The sequence below is a fragment of the Bradyrhizobium sp. TM239 genome (assembly GCF_036247985.1).
Classification (GTDB): Bacteria; Pseudomonadota; Alphaproteobacteria; order Rhizobiales; family Xanthobacteraceae; genus Bradyrhizobium; species Bradyrhizobium ottawaense.
On sequence record NZ_BTIR01000016.1, the window covers coordinates 57,317 to 74,677 of the forward strand.

Consider the following 17,361-nt stretch of genomic DNA (forward strand, 5'->3'; position numbering starts at 1 on the left):
CACCACTCAACAGAAGTTCAATCGCGCATCAAACCTTTTGCGCGAGCTTCTCTTTCAGAAAATCCCGCACCGGGGCCGGCTCGACATCCTTCGCGATCACCGCGCGCCCGACGGCCTCCAGCAGGATGAAGGTGAGCTTGCCGCGCGTGACCTTCTTGTCCTGCGCCATCAGGGCCATCAGCGCGTCGGCATCGGCAAGCCCCTCCTGCGCAAAGCCCGCGATGTCCTGCAGGCGCGTCGGCAGACCGGCTTCGATCAGATGACGCTCGACGCGCACCGCCTCGGCTTCGCCGATCATGCCGAGCTTCGCCGAGAACTGCGCCGCCAGCGTCATGCCGATGGCAACGCCCTCGCCGTGGAACAGGCGGTCGGAAAAACCGGTCGCGGCTTCCAGCGCGTGACCGAAGGTGTGGCCGAGATTGAGCAGCGCGCGCTCGCCGGTCTCGCGCTCGTCGCGGGAGACGATTCCGGCCTTGGCGCGGCAGGAGGTCGCGATCGCATGCTCGCGCGCCGAGCCGCCCTTGAAGATGTCGGAATGGTTCTTTTCAAGCCAGGTGAAGAAAGCCTCGTCGCCGAGCACGCCGTATTTGGCAACCTCGGCATAGCCGGCGCGGAACTGCCGCGGCGACAGCGTGTCGAGCACGGCGGTGTCGGCGACCACCAGCACCGGCTGGTGGAAGGCCCCTAACAGGTTCTTGCCCTGCGGCGAGTTGATGCCGGTCTTGCCGCCGACGCTGGAATCGACCTGCGCCAGCAGCGAAGTCGGCACCTGCACGAAATCGACCCCGCGGCGCAGGATCGCGGCGGCAAAGCCGGCGAGATCGCCGACCACGCCGCCGCCGAGCGCGACGACGAGATCGTTGCGCTCGATCTTGGCGGCGATCAGGGCCTCGCTGACCTTCTCCAGGCCAGCATAGGTCTTGGAGATCTCGCCTTCCTCGACAATGATGCGCGAGGTCGGGATGCCGCTGGCGGCAAGCGAAGCCTCGGCGGGCTCGAGCCAGTGCTTTGCCACCGTGCGATCCGTCACGATCGCGGTGCGCACGCCGGGACGCAAAGCTGCGACGCGTTCGCCGAGCGAGGACAGCACCCCGCGGCCGATGACGATGTCATAGGCGCGGTTTTCCAGCGCGACCTCGACCTTGACGGGATCGGAATGTTTCAACGGCGCAGTCATCTTAACGCACTCGCAACGTCGGCAGGTGGTTGGGTGGCTTGCTCACCACAGAGATGCGCGCGCAGCGCCTCGATGGTCTCCTCGACGATTCTGTCGTGCGGCACGTCGCGCGAGGCGATGGTGAGGTCGGCATGGCTATAGACCGGCTCCCGCTCGGTGAGGAGGCGCGTCACGGTTCCCTCAGGGTCGGCGGTCTGGAGCAGCGGACGGTCGGCGCGGCGCCGCACGCGGCGCATGATGACGTCGTGGTCGGCCTTGAGCCAGATCGACACCGCCTTCGCCGCGATGCGCGCGCGCGTCTCCTCGCGCATGAAGGCGCCGCCGCCGGTCGCCAGCACCACCGGCCCGCTGTCGAGCAGCCGCGCGATCACCCGCGCCTCGCCGTCACGGAAATACGATTCGCCATGGCGCTCGAAGATCTCCGGGATGCTCATCTGGGCCGAGGTCTCGATCTCGGTGTCGGCATCGACAAAGGGCAGCTTGAGCCGGAGAGCCATGCGGCGGCCGATGGTGGATTTGCCCACCCCCATCATACCGACGAGCACGATCGAGCGCGCCCCGAGCGCCGACAGGATGTCGGCTTCGGGCGAAGCTGGTATCGGCAGGGCGGCGTCGGACATGTCTCGCTCGATTGGATCTCGCTCGATTTGCCGCCAAAGGCGGCATGCTTTGGCCACCTATACGACCCCAAAGGGGGCCTCGCCAGTGGACTCTTGCCACGAAACGGCGAACATGTTGGATGATTTCATTGGTTAATTTGCCCGCCAGTCCCCTGCAGAGACCCCAGAACGATGCCCAGCCTGTTCCGCTTCCTGACGGTCGTCGCCGTGATCGCCGGCATCGTCTATGGCGTGGTCTTCGCACTGGCCAATTTCGTCAGTCCCAAGTCGCGGGAAATGACGGTGACGATCCCGCCGGACAAGTTTCTCAAGAAATAGACGTTGGTTGCACGCGTCAGGCGCCCTGCGAACTTCGCGTCAAAGCGAGGCGCAGCAGGCGCAAGAATAGCTGCGTATCTTCGAGAAGATTCTGGCCCGCGGCCTGCGCCTCCTTGATCCCTTCCATCGCCGCCACGATGATGCCGGCGAGGTCTGTCGGCGAGGCCTTCAAAGCGTCCAGGGTGATCGCATTCCGCGCTTGCGCATCGGCCAGTGCGCGAGCAAGCAAAGCCACCAACCGGGCGCGTGCTGCCAGCGTGATGTCCTTGGCCAGCGTCATATTGGCGTCGAACAGCTCTGCCGCGTCCGCGCTGCCGGCGAACGGCACGATCAAATCGCGCTGGAACGCTGCAATCGCCAGCTCGATCCGGCTGAACACGTCGCCGTCGCCGGCGAGCGCGGCTTCGACGCTGCGCATCGTCTTGGCATGCGCCCGCTCCGACCCGGCCCGAAACAATTCCTCCTTGCTGCCAAAGCTCAAATAGAGCGCCGCGCGCGAGATGCCCGCCGCCCGCGCGATGTCGGCCATCGACGTCTTGCGGAAGCCGTGGCGGACGAACACCGGCAATGCCGCCTCGAGAATTGCTCCGGCCTTGTGATCGCTGTCTTTCATAGAGACATATTGACAGTTCAAGTCCAATTCGTCAAAAGACGATTAGACAATTACAATCTAATTGTCCAATTCGACTTGACCGGAGCTCAAGAGCTTGAAAAATCAAATGGATTCTCAACTTCCTCAACCGACCGCCACGGTCCTGGTGACCGGCGTCGGCGGATTTCTCGGCGGCCATGTCGCCAGCCAGCTGCTGGCGAGCGGCTATCGCGTGCGCGGGACCGTCCGCAGTCTGCACGCCTGCAACCGGATCCGGAGCCAGATTTGCGCGACCGCGCCTGCCGCCGGTGCGCTCAGTTTTGCCCGGGCGGATCTTTGCTCCGACGACGGATGGGACGACGCTCTGAAGGGCTGTCGCTATGTCATTCACACGGCCTCGCCATTTCCGGCGGGATTGCCTGACAACGAAGACGAGCTAATCCAGACCGCGCGCGACGGTGCGCTCCGCGTGTTGCGCGCGGCCCATGACGCCGGCGTGGCACGCGTGGTGCTGACATCCTCGATTGCCGCCACCAATCACGGTAGCGGCCGGCCTCCCTACACCGAGAACGATTGGACCGATCCGACCAGCGCGCGGGCGACGCCCTACTACAAATCGAAAACGCTGGCCGAGCAGGCCGCGTGGAGCTTTGCGCGGAACAGCGGGCTCGATCTGTGCGTGATCAATCCCGGCATGATCTTCGGACCGCTGCTCGGCCCGCAATACGGCACGTCCGTCGGACTGATCCAGCAAATGATGAGCGGCAAGTTGAAGCGTGTGCCGCGCTTTGGCTTTGCGGTCGCGGACGTGCGTGATGTGGCCGACGCCCATATCCGCGCGATGACCTGTCCTGATGCCACCGGAGAGCGCTTCATCGTCGGCGGAGGTTTTTTCTGGTTGAGGGACTTGGCCGCGGTGCTGGCGACATCGTTTCCGGCTTATGCGGCCCGCTTGCCGCGCGGGGACGTGCCGAACTGGATGGTGAGGGCGCTGGCCCCGTTCAGCGGGCGCTCGCGCATGATCGTGCATGAGCTCGACCGCGACCTCAGCGTCAGCGCCGCCAAGGCGCACCGCGTGCTGAACTGGCAACCACGGCCTGATGAGGATTGCATCCGGGCCAGCGCCCAAAGCCTGATCGACCATCGCTTGATCGCCACGCCGTAGACGGCTGGACCCCCTCGCCCACTCTTGCAGAACTGGAGAACCACCAATGACGACGCACGCGACCGACACGGACTCACCGCAAGCCGAGCACATCCGCAACACCGAACGGGCCCGGCTGCGCGCGCTGGTCGAGGGAGACATTGCGCAGGCGGAGCCGCTTCATGCACCGGAGTTTCAGTTGATAACGCCCATCGGCATGCCGCTCTCCAAGGGCGAATATCTGGGTGCGATCCAGAGCGGGCAGATCCAGTACCTGATGTGGGAACCCGGCGCGATCGCAGCCCGCCAGCAGAACGATCACGCCGTGATCCGATATCGCGCCAGGCTGGAGATCGTTTTTGCTGGCCACCGCGTTGCCCCTGCGGACTATTGGCACACTGACACTTACGAGCATCGCGAGGGGCGTTGGATGGTGGTCTGGTCGCAGGCGACGGCGATCAGCGAAATGGCCTAGAATTTCGACGAGAGCGTTCGGGCCCGCTCCCCATTGCTGGTGAGTTTCTCAAGAAATAGGAGCTAGCCTCCCGGGCATGCGCACCAAGCCCTCAGATGCCAAGCTCACCGGCCTGTTCCTCGACATGCTCGCGGCGGAACAGGGCGCCGGGCCCAATACGCTCGACGCCTATCGCCGCGACCTCACCGATTTCTCGGAATTTTTGGGCCGCGTCGGGCACAGCTTTGCCGACGCCGAGACGCAAAATTTGCGCGATTATCTCGCCGATCTCGATGCCCGCGGGTTCAAATCCACCAGCGTCGCGCGGCGGCTGTCGGCGATGCGGCATCTCTATCGCTTCCTGCTGAACGAACGCATCCGAGCTGAGGATCCCGCCGCGATCCTGTCCGGCCCCAAGCGCGGCCGCGGCCTGCCGAAGGTGCTGTCGATCGCCGATGTCGACCGCATGCTCCGCCGCGCCAAGGAATTGAGCGAGGCGCAAGATGCCTCGCCGTCGAAGCGGCTACGCTCTTTAAGGCTCTACTGCCTGCTCGAGGTGCTCTACGCCACCGGCTTGCGCGTCTCCGAGCTGGTGGCGCTGCCGCGCTCGGCGGCCAAGCGCGACGCGCGCATGATCGTGGTGCGCGGCAAGGGCAACAAGGAGCGCCTGGTGCCGCTCAACGAGGCCTCGCGCCAGGCGATGGCCGATTATCTCGCGGCGACGGAAGCTGCGAAGACGGAGAAGAAGAAGGACAGCCTCGCCGCTTCCAAGTGGCTGTTCCCCTCGTTCGGCGAGAGCGGACATCTGACGCGCCAGCATTTCGCCCGCGACCTCAAGGAGCTCGCGGTCGCCTCGGGGCTGCAGGCGCGGCTGGTCTCCCCGCACGTGCTGCGCCATGCCTTTGCCAGCCATCTCCTGCACAATGGTGCCGATTTGCGCATCGTGCAGACCCTGCTCGGCCACACCGACATCTCGACGACGCAGATCTACACCCATGTGGTGGAGGAGCGGCTGAAGAGCCTCGTGCGCGACCTGCACCCGCTGGCGGAGAAATGACTGTCGTCCCTGCGAACGCAGGGACCCATACCGCGTGATCTATCTGTGACAGCCGCTGTGAGTCCTACGGAAGGGCCTCTTCACTGCCAATCTTCGCCAAACTTCTCCCTGTGGTTATGGGTCCCCGCGTGGGCGGGGACGACGGCGGAGGCCGAAACCGCCTTGACTTCGGCCACATCTCCGCAGAAAGAGCCGGGGCCTTCGCATGATTTGACGGGCCCGCTCGCAGCACACAGGTCAACTCATTGAAGAAGCTACACTTCTTTCCGCCAGTCTAAATCCGCTTCGCCGCCTCGCCCCGTCCTCCCTATATTGAGTTGATGCAAGACCAGATGCGCAGCTATCTCGACTTCGAAAAGCCCGTCGCCGAGCTCGACTCCAAGGTCGACGAGCTCAGGACGCTGGCGGCGTCCGGCACCGACATCTCCGAGGAGATCGGGAAGATCGAGGACAAGGCGGCGCAGGCGCTGGCCGACCTCTATCAGAACCTGACGCCGTGGCAGAAGACGCTGGTCGCGCGGCATCCGCAGCGGCCGCATTTCAACGATTTCATCAAGGGCCTGATCACCGAATTCACCCCGCTCGCCGGCGACCGCAAGTTCGGCGAGGACGAGGCGCTGGTCGCCGGCTTCGGCCGTTTCCGCGGCGAAGCGATCTGCGTGATGGGCCAGGAAAAAGGCGATTCCACCGAGAGCCGCATCAAGCACAATTTCGGCATGGCGCGCCCCGAGGGCTATCGCAAATGCGTGCGGCTGATGGAGATGGCCGAGCGGTTCGGCCTGCCCGTGCTGTCGCTCGCCGATTCCGCCGGCGCCTATCCCGGCATCGGCGCCGAAGAGCGGGGCCAGGCCGAAGCGATCGCGCGCTCGACCGATGCCTGCATCGCGCTGACCGTGCCGAACGTCGCCATCATCACCGGCGAGGGCATGTCGGGCGGCGCCATTGCGATCACCACCGCCAACAAGGTCCTGATGCTGGAGCACGCGATCTACAGCGTGATCTCGCCGGAGGCGGCCTCCTCCATCCTCTGGCGCGACGGCACCAAGGCGCAGGAAGCCGCCAACAACATGAAGATCACCGCCCAGGACATGCTCCGCTTCGGCGTGATCGACAGCATTTTGAAGGAGCCGGTCGGCGGCGCCCACCGCGACCCCGCCGCCATGATCGCCACCACCGGCGACGCCATCGCCAAGGCCTTCGACGAGCTCCGGGGCCTCGACGGCGACGCCATCCGCAAGCAGCGCCGGCAGAAATTCCTCGATATCGGCCGGAAACTGGGCTGATTCGGCGATTTTTGTGTCCCGGACGCGGTGCAGCGCCCTAGCGCTGCTCCGCAGAGCCGGGACCCGGCAGGCTCCGGAGATCGGCATGGGCGTGGGCCCCGGCTCTGCAGCGCACCGCCGAAGGAGCGCTGCGCAGCGTCCGGGGCACGAGAGCCAGCCCAGCCGCCCCCCGGTAACCCCGCATTAACCCTTTTTTTGCCCAAATCAGCGATCTGAGTCCCAGATGGGCCAAGAAGCCCAAGTTCCGTCCCAAGTCGCGTCCATTCAGTCTTCGTTGACCATGCCGACGGGCCAACGGGCTCGTGATCCCCGCTCGGGTTGCGACCACATGACCCAGAGGTTAGAATTTTAATCAATGGCTTCAGGGCATAAGCGCTGGGGCGTGAGCTGAAAAAGCCCGTCACGACGGGTCCGGTTCTCCGGTCGGATCATGCTTCATCAGAATTGGGGTTCGCGCTTCAATGCCCGGCACGGTGTGGGGTCCATCTTGATTTCTCGTTCGCTTGCTCGCGCGCTTTTGGCTTCGGTCGCGCTGATGACGGCCAGCGTCCTGCTGGCCGGCTGCGATACCGACCAGGTCTCGCTCGCGACCAACGCCAAGGCCAACCAGCCGGTGCCGCCAAAGCTTCTGGCTGCGATGGTCGAGAAGGACATGGATCTGCAATCGCCGATCCTGGTCCGCCTGTTCAAGCAGGAGGCCGAGCTCGAGGTCTGGAAGCAGGCCCGCAACGGCCAGTTCGCGCTGCTCAAGACCTATCCGATCTGCCGCTGGTCGGGCGACCTCGGACCGAAGGTGCGCGAAGGCGACCGCCAGGCGCCGGAGGGATTTTATTCGATCAACCCGAGCCAGATGAATCCGCAATCGGCGTACTACCTGTCTTTCAACACGGGTTACCCGAACGCGTTCGACAAGGCTCTCGGCCGCACCGGCTCGCAGCTGATGGTGCATGGCGACTGCTCCTCGCGCGGCTGCTACGCGATGACGGACGAGCAGATCGCGGAGATCTATTCGCTCGGGCGCGAATCCTTCTTCGGCGGCCAGAAGGCGTTCCAGCTGCAGGCCTATCCGTTCAAGATGACGCCGGTGAACATGGCCAAGCACCGGAACAATCCGAACATGCCGTTCTGGAAGATGATCAAGGAAGGCTATGATCATTTCGAGGTGACGCGGCAGGAGCCGAAGGTCGATTTCTGCGAGAAGAAGTACGTCTTCGACGCGGCGAAGCCCGCGGACGCAAAGCGCGATCCGGTGTTCGACGCCTCGGCAAAGTGCCCGGCCTATGTGATCCCCGAGGACGTCGTCGCCGCCGTGCGGGGCAAGCAGGCCAAGGACGAGGCGGAATACGCCAAGCTGGTCGCCAAGGGCACGCCGGTGGCGCGCATGAACACCGGCATCGACGGCGGCATGAACAAGATCTTTGCCGCGAAGATTCCGGAAGGCTCGACCGGCCTGTCGGAAGGCGCCGAAGGCACCACGCTGCAGATGCTGGCGATGGCCAAGGCGCCGGGCACGATCCCCGGCCACGTCAATCCGCCCAAGCCGAACCTCGATTCCGTGGCGTCCGCGCCTGCGCCGCAGGAAGAGCCGGTGGTCGCCGTCAGCGCGCCCGCGACCAGCGCCCGCGTCGCCACGGCCGCGCCGACGACTGAGAAATCCGGCGGGTTCTTCTCCAACCTCGGCCGCAAGATGGGCATGGGCTCATCCGACACGACAGCGACCACCCCGCCGCCGCAAGCCACCGCATCCGTCGCTCCGGCCACCACGACCACCACGCCGCCGACCGCAGCGTCGCGGCTCAAGGCCGCAGTGACCCGGTTCGTGCCGGGGCATGACAAGTCCAAGGAAGCAGCAAAGGACGCGCCGAAGCCGGCTGCGACCGTGGCCGCCAAGCCCGCCGAACCGGCAAAGCAGCCCGACACCCGCCTCGCCGCAACGCGCCCGGCGCTGAAGCCGTCGGTGGCGGATGGTGCGGGTGAAGCGACGCAGATCATGGGCGCCGCGCCGGTGATCTCGTCGAACTCGTTCGACAGCCGCTTTGGGGCGGTGAAGTAGGCGGGCACACCGCGCACCTGTTCTCGCGATCGACCATGCCTCCCCGTCACCCTGAAGTGGCCGCTTCTTCAGCGGCCCTCGAAGGGCGACGGCCCGGCTGGCAGCTCGCCCGCACATCCTTCGAGGCTCGCTACGCGGTGCTCATGCACCGCGCTGCTCGCACCTCAGGATGACGGCATCAGCAGGGTTCGCAGCCCGAACGATGATCCATTCAATCGTCCCTTCGGATTAAAATAATTCTCTTTACCCGAACCGCGACACACCCTATACTCCCTCGCCATCTCATCCTGCCGGAAAGGGCGGGTCGCGATCGTCACGGTTCGTGGGGTGAGTTGCGGTGGACGCGGGCGGTGTTGGCGCCAGGTGCGGTCGCAGGGCGGGTAGTCCCCGTGAGCGATCAGCGGGCGCGGTACGACAACGCTGGCTGCGTACGGCAAAATCGTGTGGTCCTGGCGCCCGCAGGCTGGCGTCAAGTCTCCGCGGTGGTGTGCGGGCCCGACCGGGTTGCGCACATCAGCGATCTCGCGAGGCGACGGGGGCAAGAGTGCATCGCTCCCCGAGGAGAGCGCGACATAAGCCGTCAACCCACTGCGCAGGGAAGGCCGGTTATCGGGCTGCACCTGTGTCTCCCCTGTGAGCGTCTATCTACGCATCATTGCACAGGGGCCCTCGGGTGCCAGCCGGTACCCGGCCTTCCCTGCGCCCTTCCGATTCCGAAGGGTGCCAGAAGCGAAGCAAAACCCGGGCGAAAAGCGCCGCGGGATCGCGATGTCATGTCGGCTGTTTGACACTGGAAGAAGGGGAGCGGGTGAGCGCAACCTGCAGCCCGGAGCAGCGAAGTGTCAGCCGTAGCTCGGAGAGCGAAGGCGAGAAGCGATATCCGGCAATATCACGAAAGGCCCCCCGCATCGTTCGCCAGCGGCTCTCGCTCGGCCGAAAGTTGCGCGTGCAAACCGCGTTGCCGGGACGTAATCAGATATCTTTCGACTGTCTCCGATAGAGCCAAAAGCATGCTGCAACGCACTTTCCTTCGTACGGTGATTTTTCTTTTCGTTCTGTCGGCGGTCGCAATTCCGGACCAGCACGCGCTGGCGGGACCACGCGACGATTTCAGGGGCACCGCCGTCGTCGAGCTGATGCAGACATACGGCCACCCCGATCAGATCGTCCCTTTCGGCCGCAAGGACCAGGACCGCGCCTATCACTGGCGAATGAAGACGACGGCCACCTTCGAGGCAGCCGACCAAGGCGAGCGGCGCGAGGATTTCTTCTGCGACGTGACCGCCATCGTTGGTCAGAACGGGCGGGTCAAGACCTTCGAGGCCAGGCCCGCGGATGTCGGCGCCGGTGCCCTCGCATCCATCGAAGCCTTCGGGCCGCTGTGCCGCAAGGCATTCGGCTCACGACCGAACCGGACTCGCGGCGAAAAACTGGCCAGGATGCGGCTTTGAGCAGCGGAGGTTGAACAGAGCGGTCCATGGCATCCTTCTACGCAGAGAACCACCTTCGACACATCGCCGGGCTGGAAAAGCGCCACGGTCCGATCAGCGACGAGGTCGTCACAGCCCTGCGCACGCTGATCAAGCTGATCTGCAGAAGCGAGGACCCGGTCGAAGCCATCCCCTTTCTCGACCGCTGCATCTCGATCCAGGAGAGCCTGCATGGGCCGCAGTCCATCCTGGGCGACCTCGATGAATGGATCGGCCATGCAGGCCGCGTCGACTTCAAATTGGTCGAGCCGTTTCAGCTGCGGCGGCTGGCTATCAGGACCAGGCTCTCCGGCGAGCACAGTTGGCAGGCCGCCGAGGAATGCGAAGCCATCGCCCGGAAATGGGCCTCCGCCGGGGATTATTCCCGCGCCAGGGCTTTTCTGGAGCGCAGCATCTCGATCCTCGAGAAGGTCCACGGCGCCGTCAGCATCGAAGTGGCCGCCGCCGTCGACACGCTCGCCGAGATCGGCGCGCGCCTGACGAAATGGGCGGACGCCGAGACGAATCTGCTGCGCAGCCTGCATCTGAAAGAGAAGATATTCGGGAAGAGAAGCGAGGAAGCGGCCCGGACGCTGCTCACCTCCGCCATCGTCCATGCCAATTCCTGCAAACTGCAGCGACACGGGACCAAATTCGAGAGTCTGCGCAAGGCCGCGACCGCCTTCGCGTCCGGTCTCGACATCATCGAGGAACGATTTGGAGCGGACAGCCTGGAGGTTCAGAAGGCTCTCGAAGCCATGATATCGGCCTATCTCGACTGTGGAGAGTTCTGGAAGGCCGAGCCTTTGCTGAAGCGGCTGCTGGAGATCTGCGAGCGGACTTATGGAGACGACGCTGCGGCCCTGCTCTGGATCCTGGCGGAGCTCGCCACGGGGTATGCGCGCGAACGGGTGGAAGATGCCGAGCCGGTCCTGGAGCGGGGCTTCGCGGTGCTGCGGACCTTCCTCGATGCCGGCAAGCCGATCTTTCGTCGCAGCATCCTGGACATGGCCGGCAACCGGAAGGTGCTCTACGGCGGCAGTCAGAGAGGCGTGCTCGAGACGCTGGTCCAGGCGTCGGAGACGTTTCGCGACAATCTGCGAAAGCGATGGGGAGCGTAGGTGGACCTCGGATGACAGATTACGACACCAGGAAGCTGCAATGCCATTGCTGCGGCAAGACCTCCGAGCATTCCGTGCTGATGAGCTCGAACTCGTTCGGCTCTCGCGACCTCGACCAGCGGCCGCCGAAAATGTACCGCTGGACCATCGCAAGCTGGCTGCAGGAATGCCCCTATTGCGGCTACGTTGCCCCGAGCATCGACAAGGGCGACGCGAAGGCGCGGAGCTTCCTCGATACCGCCGAATTCCGCGCCGCCTCGCTCGACCCAGCGCCCGACCCGGTATCGCGCCGCTTCCTGGTGCGCGCCGCGCAGCACGCCTATGACGGAGAACGGAGATCGGCGTTCCTGAGCACGCTGTCGGCGGCATGGGTGGCCGACGACAGCAACCGGCCGTCCGACGCGGCTGCACTCCGCCTCAGAGCCGCCCGTCATCTCGAGGGGCCCCGGATCACGTCGATCGATACCCGCCTGCTACTGCTCGACGTGCTGCGACGGGCATCGAGCTGGGAAGCCGCCGAGGCGCTGACCGCCGAATTGACGGCCGAGGAGCTGGACTATCCCTTTGCCGAGATCGTTGCCTTCCATCGCGACAAGATCGCGGCCAGGGATGACCAGCGACATACGATCGGCCAGGCCCTCGAGGGCAAGCCGCCGCCGCCGGTCGCGGTCAAGGACCCGGAGCTGCTCAAAGCCATCGCACGGCACATCAAGATCGTTCCGAACCCGCGAAGGACGTGACCATGAAGGCCGCCGTCCTTGCCTTTGCCGTTGCACCTGCCTTGGCTCTCCTGACGGCTCCCTCTCTCGCGACTGCGGGAAGCTGGAAGCTGGAATTCGACAATCGCGATCTTCCCTCGCTGAGCTACAGGGATCAGGGCAAGGTGACGTTCGTGCTGGGCTGCGGACGCGCTCTGGGCCTGCATGCAAGATATCCCGGCGAGGCCGGCCGCGCCGGAAAGGCGACGATCACGATCGGAAACGGCAGCAAGTCAATCAAGCTCATTGGCGAATTCGAGGAGATTTCGGCAGACGACGACGCGACCAATTTCGTCCAATGGGATCTGGGCTACTCGAGGCAGGACCCGGAGCTGTTCGGCAAGCGCTGGAAGCGGGCCCAGGCGCGCCTGCTCGGCCTGATGGAGAGAGCGTCGCCGCTGACGATTTCGAGCAGGACGACGAGCTACCAACTTCCCAAGATCGATGCGGCCGGCTGGCGGGCCGCCATTGAAAGGTGCGGCGGCCTTGGGGCGGTGAAGTAACCGCTCGACTTTCGTGCCGGTCCCCCTCGATCGACAATCTCTGACCGTCACCCTGAGGTGGCCGCTTCTTCAGCGGCCCTCGAATGGCGACGGCCCGACTGACAGCTCGGCCGTTCATCCTTCGAGGCTCGCTACGCAATGCTACGCATCGCGCTGCTCGCACCTCGGGATGACGGGACTGAAGGGCGCGTTGCGAGGGGTTTGGAGCTGGTGGCAAGTGACACTCTACGGCGCCAGATATCGCATCAGCTCCGGATTGCCCCGCACCTCGCCCGCCTCGCCTTGCAGCGCGACGCGGCCGCGGTCGAGCACATAGGCGTAGTCGGCGACGCGCAGCGCGAGGTCGAGGTGCTGCTCGACGATGATGACGGCGATGCTCTTGGCGAGATCGATCAGGCGTTCGGTGATCTCCTCGATCACGCCGATCCAGACGCCTTCGGTCGGCTCGTCCAGCAGCAGCAGCTTGGGATCGCCCAGCATGGCGCGGCCGATCGCCAGCATCTTGCGTTCGCCGCCGGACAGGGTGCCGGCGGGCTGGTCGAGGCGCTGGCCGAGCTTCGGGAAGATGGTCAGCACCTGGTCAACGGCGTCGGCCTTCCTGCTCGCGAGCGAGCCGACGGCGAGATTGTCGCGCACCGACAGGCGCGCGAACACCGAATGCTCCTGCGGCACGTAGCCGATGCCGGCCCGGACGCGCTCCTGGGTGGCGCGGCGACTGATGTCGCGGCCGTCAAAGCCGACCTCGCCCTTCCACGCCGGCAATTCGCCGACGATGGTCTTCATCAGCGTGGTCTTGCCGGCGCCGTTGCGCCCGAGCACGGCGACGCCGCCGCGCCAGGGAATGCCGAGGTTGACGTCGAACAGCACCTGGCTGCGGCCATAGCCGGCGTCGAGATGCTTGATGTCCAAAAATTCAGGCACGGCGCAAATAAATCTCCTGGACGGCCTTGTTGGCCTGGATCTCCGACACCGTACCGGACGCCAGCACCCTGCCCTGGTCGAGCACGGTGAGGCGATCGCAGATGTCGCGGATGAAATCGAGGTCGTGCTCGACGATGACGAGCGAGCAATGCTGCTTGATCGGCTGAAGCAGCTCGCCGGTGACGCGGCGCTCCTCCAGGCTCATGCCGCCGGTCGGCTCGTCGAGCAGCAGCAATTTCGGCTTGCCCGCAAGCGCCATCGCGATCTCCAGCCATTGCTGCTGGCCGTGCGACAGCGCTGCTGCGGGCTCGAAGGCGCGATTCGCAAGGCGGAACTGCGTCAGCATGGACATGACCTGGTCATGCAGCGCGCCCCTGGTGCGCGAGAACACGAGGTCGACCAGCGAGGACTGCGCCTGCAGCGCGAGCAGGATGTTATCGTACAGCGTCAGCGACGGCAGCACGCTGGTGATCTGGAATTTCAGGCTCATGCCGGCACGGGCGCGCTCGGTCGGCGTGAACGCGGTGATGTCGGTGTTGACGAACGACACCTTGCCTTGCGTCGGTACCTCGGCGCCGGCGATGCACTTCATCAGCGTGCTCTTGCCGGAGCCGTTCGGGCCGATCAGGCCGTGGAATTCGTTGGCGCCGACGCTGAGCGCGGCGCCATCGAGCGCGGTGAGCTTGCCGAAGATCTTCTTGATGCCGGCGGCTTCAAGGAGCATCGCGATTCTCCTTAGCGGCAGCACCAAAGCTACCAACCCGCTCGCGCTCGCCGAGCACGAAGCTGATCAGGCCGAGCGGGCGGAACAGGATGACGAGCAGCAGCAGCAAGCCCAGAATGATCGGCCAGATATCGCGATAATTGTCCGAGAGCCAGAAGCTGACGCCCTCGACGATGACGGCCCCGATGACGGCGCCGATCAGCGTGCCGGAGCCGCCGAACAGCACATAGAGCACCACTTGCGTCGAGACGACGACGCCGACCATGTTGGGCCAGACGAATCCCTCGTGGAAGGCATAGAGGCTGCCGGCAAGCCCGGCAACGCCGCCGCCGATGGTGAAGATGATCGCCTTGAGGTGCTGCGCCTTGTAGCCGAAGAAGGCGATGCGCTGCTCGTTCTCGCGCAGGCCTGCGAGCGCCAGACCGAATTGCGAGCGCACCAGGAAACGGCAGAGCAGATAGACCACGACGAGAATGCCGAGCACGAGATAATAGAAGGAAGGCCCTTCCGTGAACTCGTACGAACCGAGCGTCATCGGCGCGATCGAGGGGATGCCGTTCTGGCCGCCGAGATAATACCAGCCGCGCGCCAGCCGATCGGCGGCGTAGGAGCCGGTGAGCGTGCCGAGCGAGACGAAGATCACGCTGGAAGGATGCCGTCCGAGCAGCAGGAAGCCGCCGAGCAGCAGCGCGAAGGTGAGGCCGATCAGCGTGCCCGCGGGCAGCACCAGGAAGATGTTGGTGATGTCGAGGTCCCGTGCGAGCAACGCCACGCCATAGCCGGCCGAGCCGAAGAACAGGGCCTGGCCGAAGCTCATGATGCCGGCATAGCCCCAGACCAGGTCGAACGACAGCGCGAACAGCGCGAGGATGATCACGCGCGTCGCGAACACTGTGAGATAGTCCTGCAGCAGCAGCGGCGCGAGCAGCGCCGCGATGAGCACGACGCCCTCGACGATCGGCAGTATCCTTCGCGTCGATATGGTCTGTCCCGCCGCCCGGCTACCGGCCATTGCAACGTCCTGTTCCCCGCCGATCCCGGCGGGGACTGCCTGCTTCACTGCGCCCATTGCTTTCGGCATTCCGCCTCAGCATTCCTTGGGGTCGACGAGGCCGTTGCTGCGGCCGACGATCTCGTAGTTTCCACCCTTGGCGACGGCGGTGTACATCTTCATCTTGCAGTGCCGCTTGCCTGGCACCATCTCGGCAGGCCCGCCCGGACCTTCGGCGATCTTGGCATGGTCGAGCGCCGCCGCGACCGACTCACGATCGATCTTGCCGGCTTCCTTCACCGCGGCCTCCCACAGCTTCAGGCCGCGATAGGTGCCGGTCGCCGCGCTGCCGGCGGCGAACAGGAAGTTGCCGGGAAAGTCCTTCTCATAGGCCGCCTGGAGCTTGGCGTCGAACGGGTTCTCCTTGGTCAGCACCTTGAAATAGTCGAGGCAGCTGGCGAGGCCCTCGATCTCGGCGGCCTGATTGATGTTGAGCGTGTTCTCGTCATAGTAGACGCAGGCGAGCCGTCCGCCATTCTTGAGGAAGCCGGCTTCATAGAGCTGCTTGAAGAACGGCCCGACGCCGGGCGGGATGACGGTGTTGAAGACCACGTCGACCTTGTTGGAGATGATGCGGTTGACGGTCGCGGAGAAATCGACCTGGTCGAGCGGGTAGTATTCCTCGAACACGACCTCGCCGCCGTTCGCTTCGATCACCTTGCGGGCATAGACGTTGAGCGTGTGCGGCCAGACGTAATTGGCGCTGGGCAGCGCGAACTTCTTGCCGCCGTTCTTGATCAGCCACGGAATGAACTCGTCGCATTGCTGCGCCGGCGTCGGACCGGTGCAGAACAGATAGGGCGTGCACTCCTTGCCCTCGTAGAGCTGCGGATAGATGTAGAGCGTCTTGCCGCGCGCCACGATGGGGTCCTTGATCGCGTTGCGCATCGAGGAGGTGATGCCGCCCAGCACCATGTCGACCTTGTCGCGCTGGATCAGCTTGCGCACGTTGCCGACCGCGACCGATTCGTTCGACGCGGTGTCCTCGATATAGAGCTCGAGCGGACGGCCGAGCATGCCGCCGGCGGCGTTGATCTCCTTGATCACCATTTTCGCGACGTTGGCATCGGCATTGCCGGCGTAGGCGATCGGGCCGGTGAGGTCGGTCGCGATGCCGACCTTGATCGGGGCTTCGGCCGCATTGGCCCAGGGCGCCGGGATCACCCAGCTGCCGACCCCGGTTGCGACCGCGCCGGAGGCAAAGGCGAAATTGGAGAGGAAGCGGCGGCGTGAGAGCTGCGTGCGATCGAACATGTGACTAAACCCCTTTTCCAGCGATGAGGCCCTGCGGGCGGAATTTGATGAAGACAATGGCGAGAACGAAGACGAGGACGTCGGCGACGACAGGCGCCATCACCCAGGGCAGCGCGGCGCTGAGCGTTCCGATGACGCCGGCGCCCGCAACCGGCCCGATGAAGGAGCCGACACCCCCGACCATGACGGCGACAAACCCCTGAATCAGGAAGCGCAGGCCGAGGTCGGCGTAGAGGCTGAACACCGGCACGATCAGCGCACCGGCAAGACCGGCGAGCGCGGAGCCGAACGCAAAGGTGGCGCCGTACATCAGGGGCGTGGAAATGCCCGATGCCCGCGCCAGCGATGGATTCTCCAGCGTGGCGCGCATGCGCAGACCAAAATTGGTGCGTGACAGCAGCAGATAGCAGCCGGCCATCACCAGCAGCGTGATGACGATGATGGTGAAACGCCAGGCCGAGATGTGCATGGCGCCGATGTCGATCGAACCGCCGATCGGCTCGGGCACAGTGAGATAGAAGCCGCCGATCAGGCCGCGCACGGATTCGCGGATGATCAGGCCGAGCGCATAGGTGCCGAGCATCGCCACGATCGGCGCGGCGTAGAATCTCCGGATGATCAGCGCCTCCAGCACGAAGCCGAGCGCGCCGACGACGAAAGGCGCCGCGACCATGCCGGCCCAGATCGGCAGGCCCTTGGCGTAGGCGAGATAGGTGATGTAGGCCCCGAGCAGGACGAACTCGCCCTGCGCGAAGTTGAAGATGCCCATCATGCTGGCGATGATCCCGAGCCCCAGCACGATCAGGACGATGATCGCGCCGAAGCTCAGGATCTCGAACGCCGCGACGAACGCGTTAGCCAT

General features: G+C 64.9%; 18 protein-coding genes. 10 read left to right on the forward strand and 8 right to left on the reverse strand.

Going from position 1 to position 17,361, the window contains the following annotated elements; translation table 11 throughout:
* Positions 1-28: 28 nt before the first annotated feature.
* Both aroB and AABA84_RS25265 read right to left on the reverse strand, forming a co-directional pair.
* On the reverse strand, positions 29-1,177 hold the full coding sequence (gene aroB, locus AABA84_RS25260; RefSeq protein WP_338313558.1) for a 3-dehydroquinate synthase: 1,149 nt from the start codon (positions 1,175-1,177) through the stop codon (positions 29-31).
* Positions 1,174-1,797 carry a shikimate kinase gene (locus AABA84_RS25265; protein WP_212247081.1) on the reverse strand — a complete coding sequence of 208 codons (624 nt, stop codon included), beginning with the start codon at positions 1,795-1,797 and terminating at the stop codon, positions 1,174-1,176. Before AABA84_RS25265 ends, aroB begins: the two co-directional genes overlap by 4 nt.
* 171 nt (positions 1,798-1,968) lie before the next feature.
* On the opposite strand from AABA84_RS25265, the gene AABA84_RS25270 reads away from it, so the two are divergent.
* Complete coding sequence (locus AABA84_RS25270) at positions 1,969-2,115, forward strand: hypothetical protein (RefSeq protein ID WP_014439243.1); 147 nt, start codon at positions 1,969-1,971, stop codon at positions 2,113-2,115.
* A gap of 16 nt (positions 2,116-2,131) precedes the next feature.
* Here the strand turns inward: AABA84_RS25270 and AABA84_RS25275 are convergent, their stop codons facing one another.
* Entirely contained in the window at positions 2,132-2,728 is a 597-nt protein-coding gene (locus AABA84_RS25275; RefSeq protein ID WP_038951268.1) for a TetR/AcrR family transcriptional regulator, read from the reverse strand.
* A 106-nt stretch (positions 2,729-2,834) separates the two neighbouring features.
* On the opposite strand from AABA84_RS25275, the gene AABA84_RS25280 reads away from it, so the two are divergent.
* From AABA84_RS25280 to AABA84_RS25320, 9 genes are all read left to right on the forward strand, one after another.
* Positions 2,835-3,872: an SDR family oxidoreductase gene (locus tag AABA84_RS25280; protein ID WP_338313559.1), complete on the forward strand. Its 1,038-nt coding sequence runs from the start codon at positions 2,835-2,837 to the stop codon at positions 3,870-3,872.
* Between the two features lie 46 nt (positions 3,873-3,918).
* Positions 3,919-4,326 (forward strand): nuclear transport factor 2 family protein, encoded by a 408-nt coding sequence (locus tag AABA84_RS25285; protein WP_338313560.1) that lies wholly within the window; start codon positions 3,919-3,921, stop codon positions 4,324-4,326.
* Positions 4,327-4,402: 76 nt separating this feature from the next.
* Positions 4,403-5,362: a site-specific tyrosine recombinase XerD gene (gene xerD, locus AABA84_RS25290; RefSeq protein ID WP_212247082.1), complete on the forward strand. Its 960-nt coding sequence runs from the start codon at positions 4,403-4,405 to the stop codon at positions 5,360-5,362.
* 320 nt (positions 5,363-5,682) lie between these two features.
* Positions 5,683-6,645 (forward strand): acetyl-CoA carboxylase carboxyltransferase subunit alpha, encoded by a 963-nt coding sequence (locus AABA84_RS25295; protein WP_212247083.1) that lies wholly within the window; start codon positions 5,683-5,685, stop codon positions 6,643-6,645.
* A 535-nt stretch (positions 6,646-7,180) separates the two neighbouring features.
* Positions 7,181-8,698, forward strand: a complete 1,518-nt coding sequence (locus tag AABA84_RS25300) for a L,D-transpeptidase family protein (protein ID WP_338313561.1) — start codon at positions 7,181-7,183, stop codon at positions 8,696-8,698.
* 1,010 nt (positions 8,699-9,708) lie between these two features.
* Positions 9,709-10,149, forward strand: coding sequence for a hypothetical protein (locus tag AABA84_RS25305; protein WP_338313562.1), 441 nt, complete (start codon positions 9,709-9,711; stop codon positions 10,147-10,149).
* Between the two features lie 26 nt (positions 10,150-10,175).
* A complete protein-coding gene (locus AABA84_RS25310; RefSeq protein WP_338313563.1) occupies positions 10,176-11,288 on the forward strand; it encodes a tetratricopeptide repeat protein in 1,113 nt (370 codons plus the stop codon).
* An 11-nt stretch (positions 11,289-11,299) separates the two neighbouring features.
* Complete coding sequence (locus AABA84_RS25315) at positions 11,300-12,028, forward strand: hypothetical protein (RefSeq protein WP_338313564.1); 729 nt, start codon at positions 11,300-11,302, stop codon at positions 12,026-12,028.
* Between the two features lie 2 nt (positions 12,029-12,030).
* Positions 12,031-12,549, forward strand: coding sequence for a hypothetical protein (locus AABA84_RS25320; protein WP_338313565.1), 519 nt, complete (start codon positions 12,031-12,033; stop codon positions 12,547-12,549).
* Between the two features lie 225 nt (positions 12,550-12,774).
* On the opposite strand, the gene AABA84_RS25325 is transcribed toward AABA84_RS25320, so the two are convergent.
* Genes AABA84_RS25325 through AABA84_RS25345 form a run of 5 tightly spaced genes read right to left on the reverse strand, consistent with a single transcriptional unit; the run spans position 12,775 to position 17,361 of the window.
* A complete protein-coding gene (locus AABA84_RS25325; RefSeq protein WP_212247093.1) occupies positions 12,775-13,470 on the reverse strand; it encodes a branched-chain amino acid ABC transporter ATP-binding protein in 696 nt (231 codons plus the stop codon).
* Complete coding sequence (locus AABA84_RS25330) at positions 13,463-14,194, reverse strand: ABC transporter ATP-binding protein (protein WP_338313566.1); 732 nt, start codon at positions 14,192-14,194, stop codon at positions 13,463-13,465. The genes AABA84_RS25325 and AABA84_RS25330 overlap by 8 nt, the downstream gene beginning before the upstream one ends.
* Positions 14,184-15,275: a branched-chain amino acid ABC transporter permease gene (locus tag AABA84_RS25335; RefSeq protein ID WP_338309023.1), complete on the reverse strand. Its 1,092-nt coding sequence runs from the start codon at positions 15,273-15,275 to the stop codon at positions 14,184-14,186. The genes AABA84_RS25330 and AABA84_RS25335 overlap by 11 nt, the downstream gene beginning before the upstream one ends.
* Before the next feature lie 6 nt (positions 15,276-15,281).
* A complete protein-coding gene (locus tag AABA84_RS25340) occupies positions 15,282-16,499 on the reverse strand; it encodes a substrate-binding protein (RefSeq protein ID WP_338313567.1) in 1,218 nt (405 codons plus the stop codon).
* A gap of 4 nt (positions 16,500-16,503) precedes the next feature.
* Positions 16,504-17,361 (reverse strand): branched-chain amino acid ABC transporter permease, encoded by an 858-nt coding sequence (locus AABA84_RS25345; protein ID WP_028141883.1) that lies wholly within the window; start codon positions 17,359-17,361, stop codon positions 16,504-16,506.

Coding starts and splice junctions, on each gene's coding strand:
- aroB (WP_338313558.1), bottom strand. CDS start 1,177: ATGACTGCGCCGTTGAAACATTCCGATCCCGTCAAGGTCGAGGTCGCG.
- AABA84_RS25265 (WP_212247081.1), bottom strand. CDS start 1,797: ATGTCCGACGCCGCCCTGCCGATACCAGCTTCGCCCGAAGCCGACATC.
- AABA84_RS25270 (WP_014439243.1), top strand. CDS start 1,969: ATGCCCAGCCTGTTCCGCTTCCTGACGGTCGTCGCCGTGATCGCCGGC.
- AABA84_RS25275 (WP_038951268.1), bottom strand. CDS start 2,728: ATGAAAGACAGCGATCACAAGGCCGGAGCAATTCTCGAGGCGGCATTG.
- AABA84_RS25280 (WP_338313559.1), top strand. CDS start 2,835: ATGGATTCTCAACTTCCTCAACCGACCGCCACGGTCCTGGTGACCGGC.
- AABA84_RS25285 (WP_338313560.1), top strand. CDS start 3,919: ATGACGACGCACGCGACCGACACGGACTCACCGCAAGCCGAGCACATC.
- xerD (WP_212247082.1), top strand. CDS start 4,403: ATGCGCACCAAGCCCTCAGATGCCAAGCTCACCGGCCTGTTCCTCGAC.
- AABA84_RS25295 (WP_212247083.1), top strand. CDS start 5,683: ATGCAAGACCAGATGCGCAGCTATCTCGACTTCGAAAAGCCCGTCGCC.
- AABA84_RS25300 (WP_338313561.1), top strand. CDS start 7,181: ATGACGGCCAGCGTCCTGCTGGCCGGCTGCGATACCGACCAGGTCTCG.
- AABA84_RS25305 (WP_338313562.1), top strand. CDS start 9,709: ATGCTGCAACGCACTTTCCTTCGTACGGTGATTTTTCTTTTCGTTCTG.
- AABA84_RS25310 (WP_338313563.1), top strand. CDS start 10,176: ATGGCATCCTTCTACGCAGAGAACCACCTTCGACACATCGCCGGGCTG.
- AABA84_RS25315 (WP_338313564.1), top strand. CDS start 11,300: ATGACAGATTACGACACCAGGAAGCTGCAATGCCATTGCTGCGGCAAG.
- AABA84_RS25320 (WP_338313565.1), top strand. CDS start 12,031: ATGAAGGCCGCCGTCCTTGCCTTTGCCGTTGCACCTGCCTTGGCTCTC.
- AABA84_RS25330 (WP_338313566.1), bottom strand. CDS start 14,194: ATGCTCCTTGAAGCCGCCGGCATCAAGAAGATCTTCGGCAAGCTCACC.
- AABA84_RS25335 (WP_338309023.1), bottom strand. CDS start 15,275: ATGCCGAAAGCAATGGGCGCAGTGAAGCAGGCAGTCCCCGCCGGGATC.
- AABA84_RS25340 (WP_338313567.1), bottom strand. CDS start 16,499: ATGTTCGATCGCACGCAGCTCTCACGCCGCCGCTTCCTCTCCAATTTC.
- AABA84_RS25345 (WP_028141883.1), bottom strand. CDS start 17,361: ATGGCTAACGCGTTCGTCGCGGCGTTCGAGATCCTGAGCTTCGGCGCG.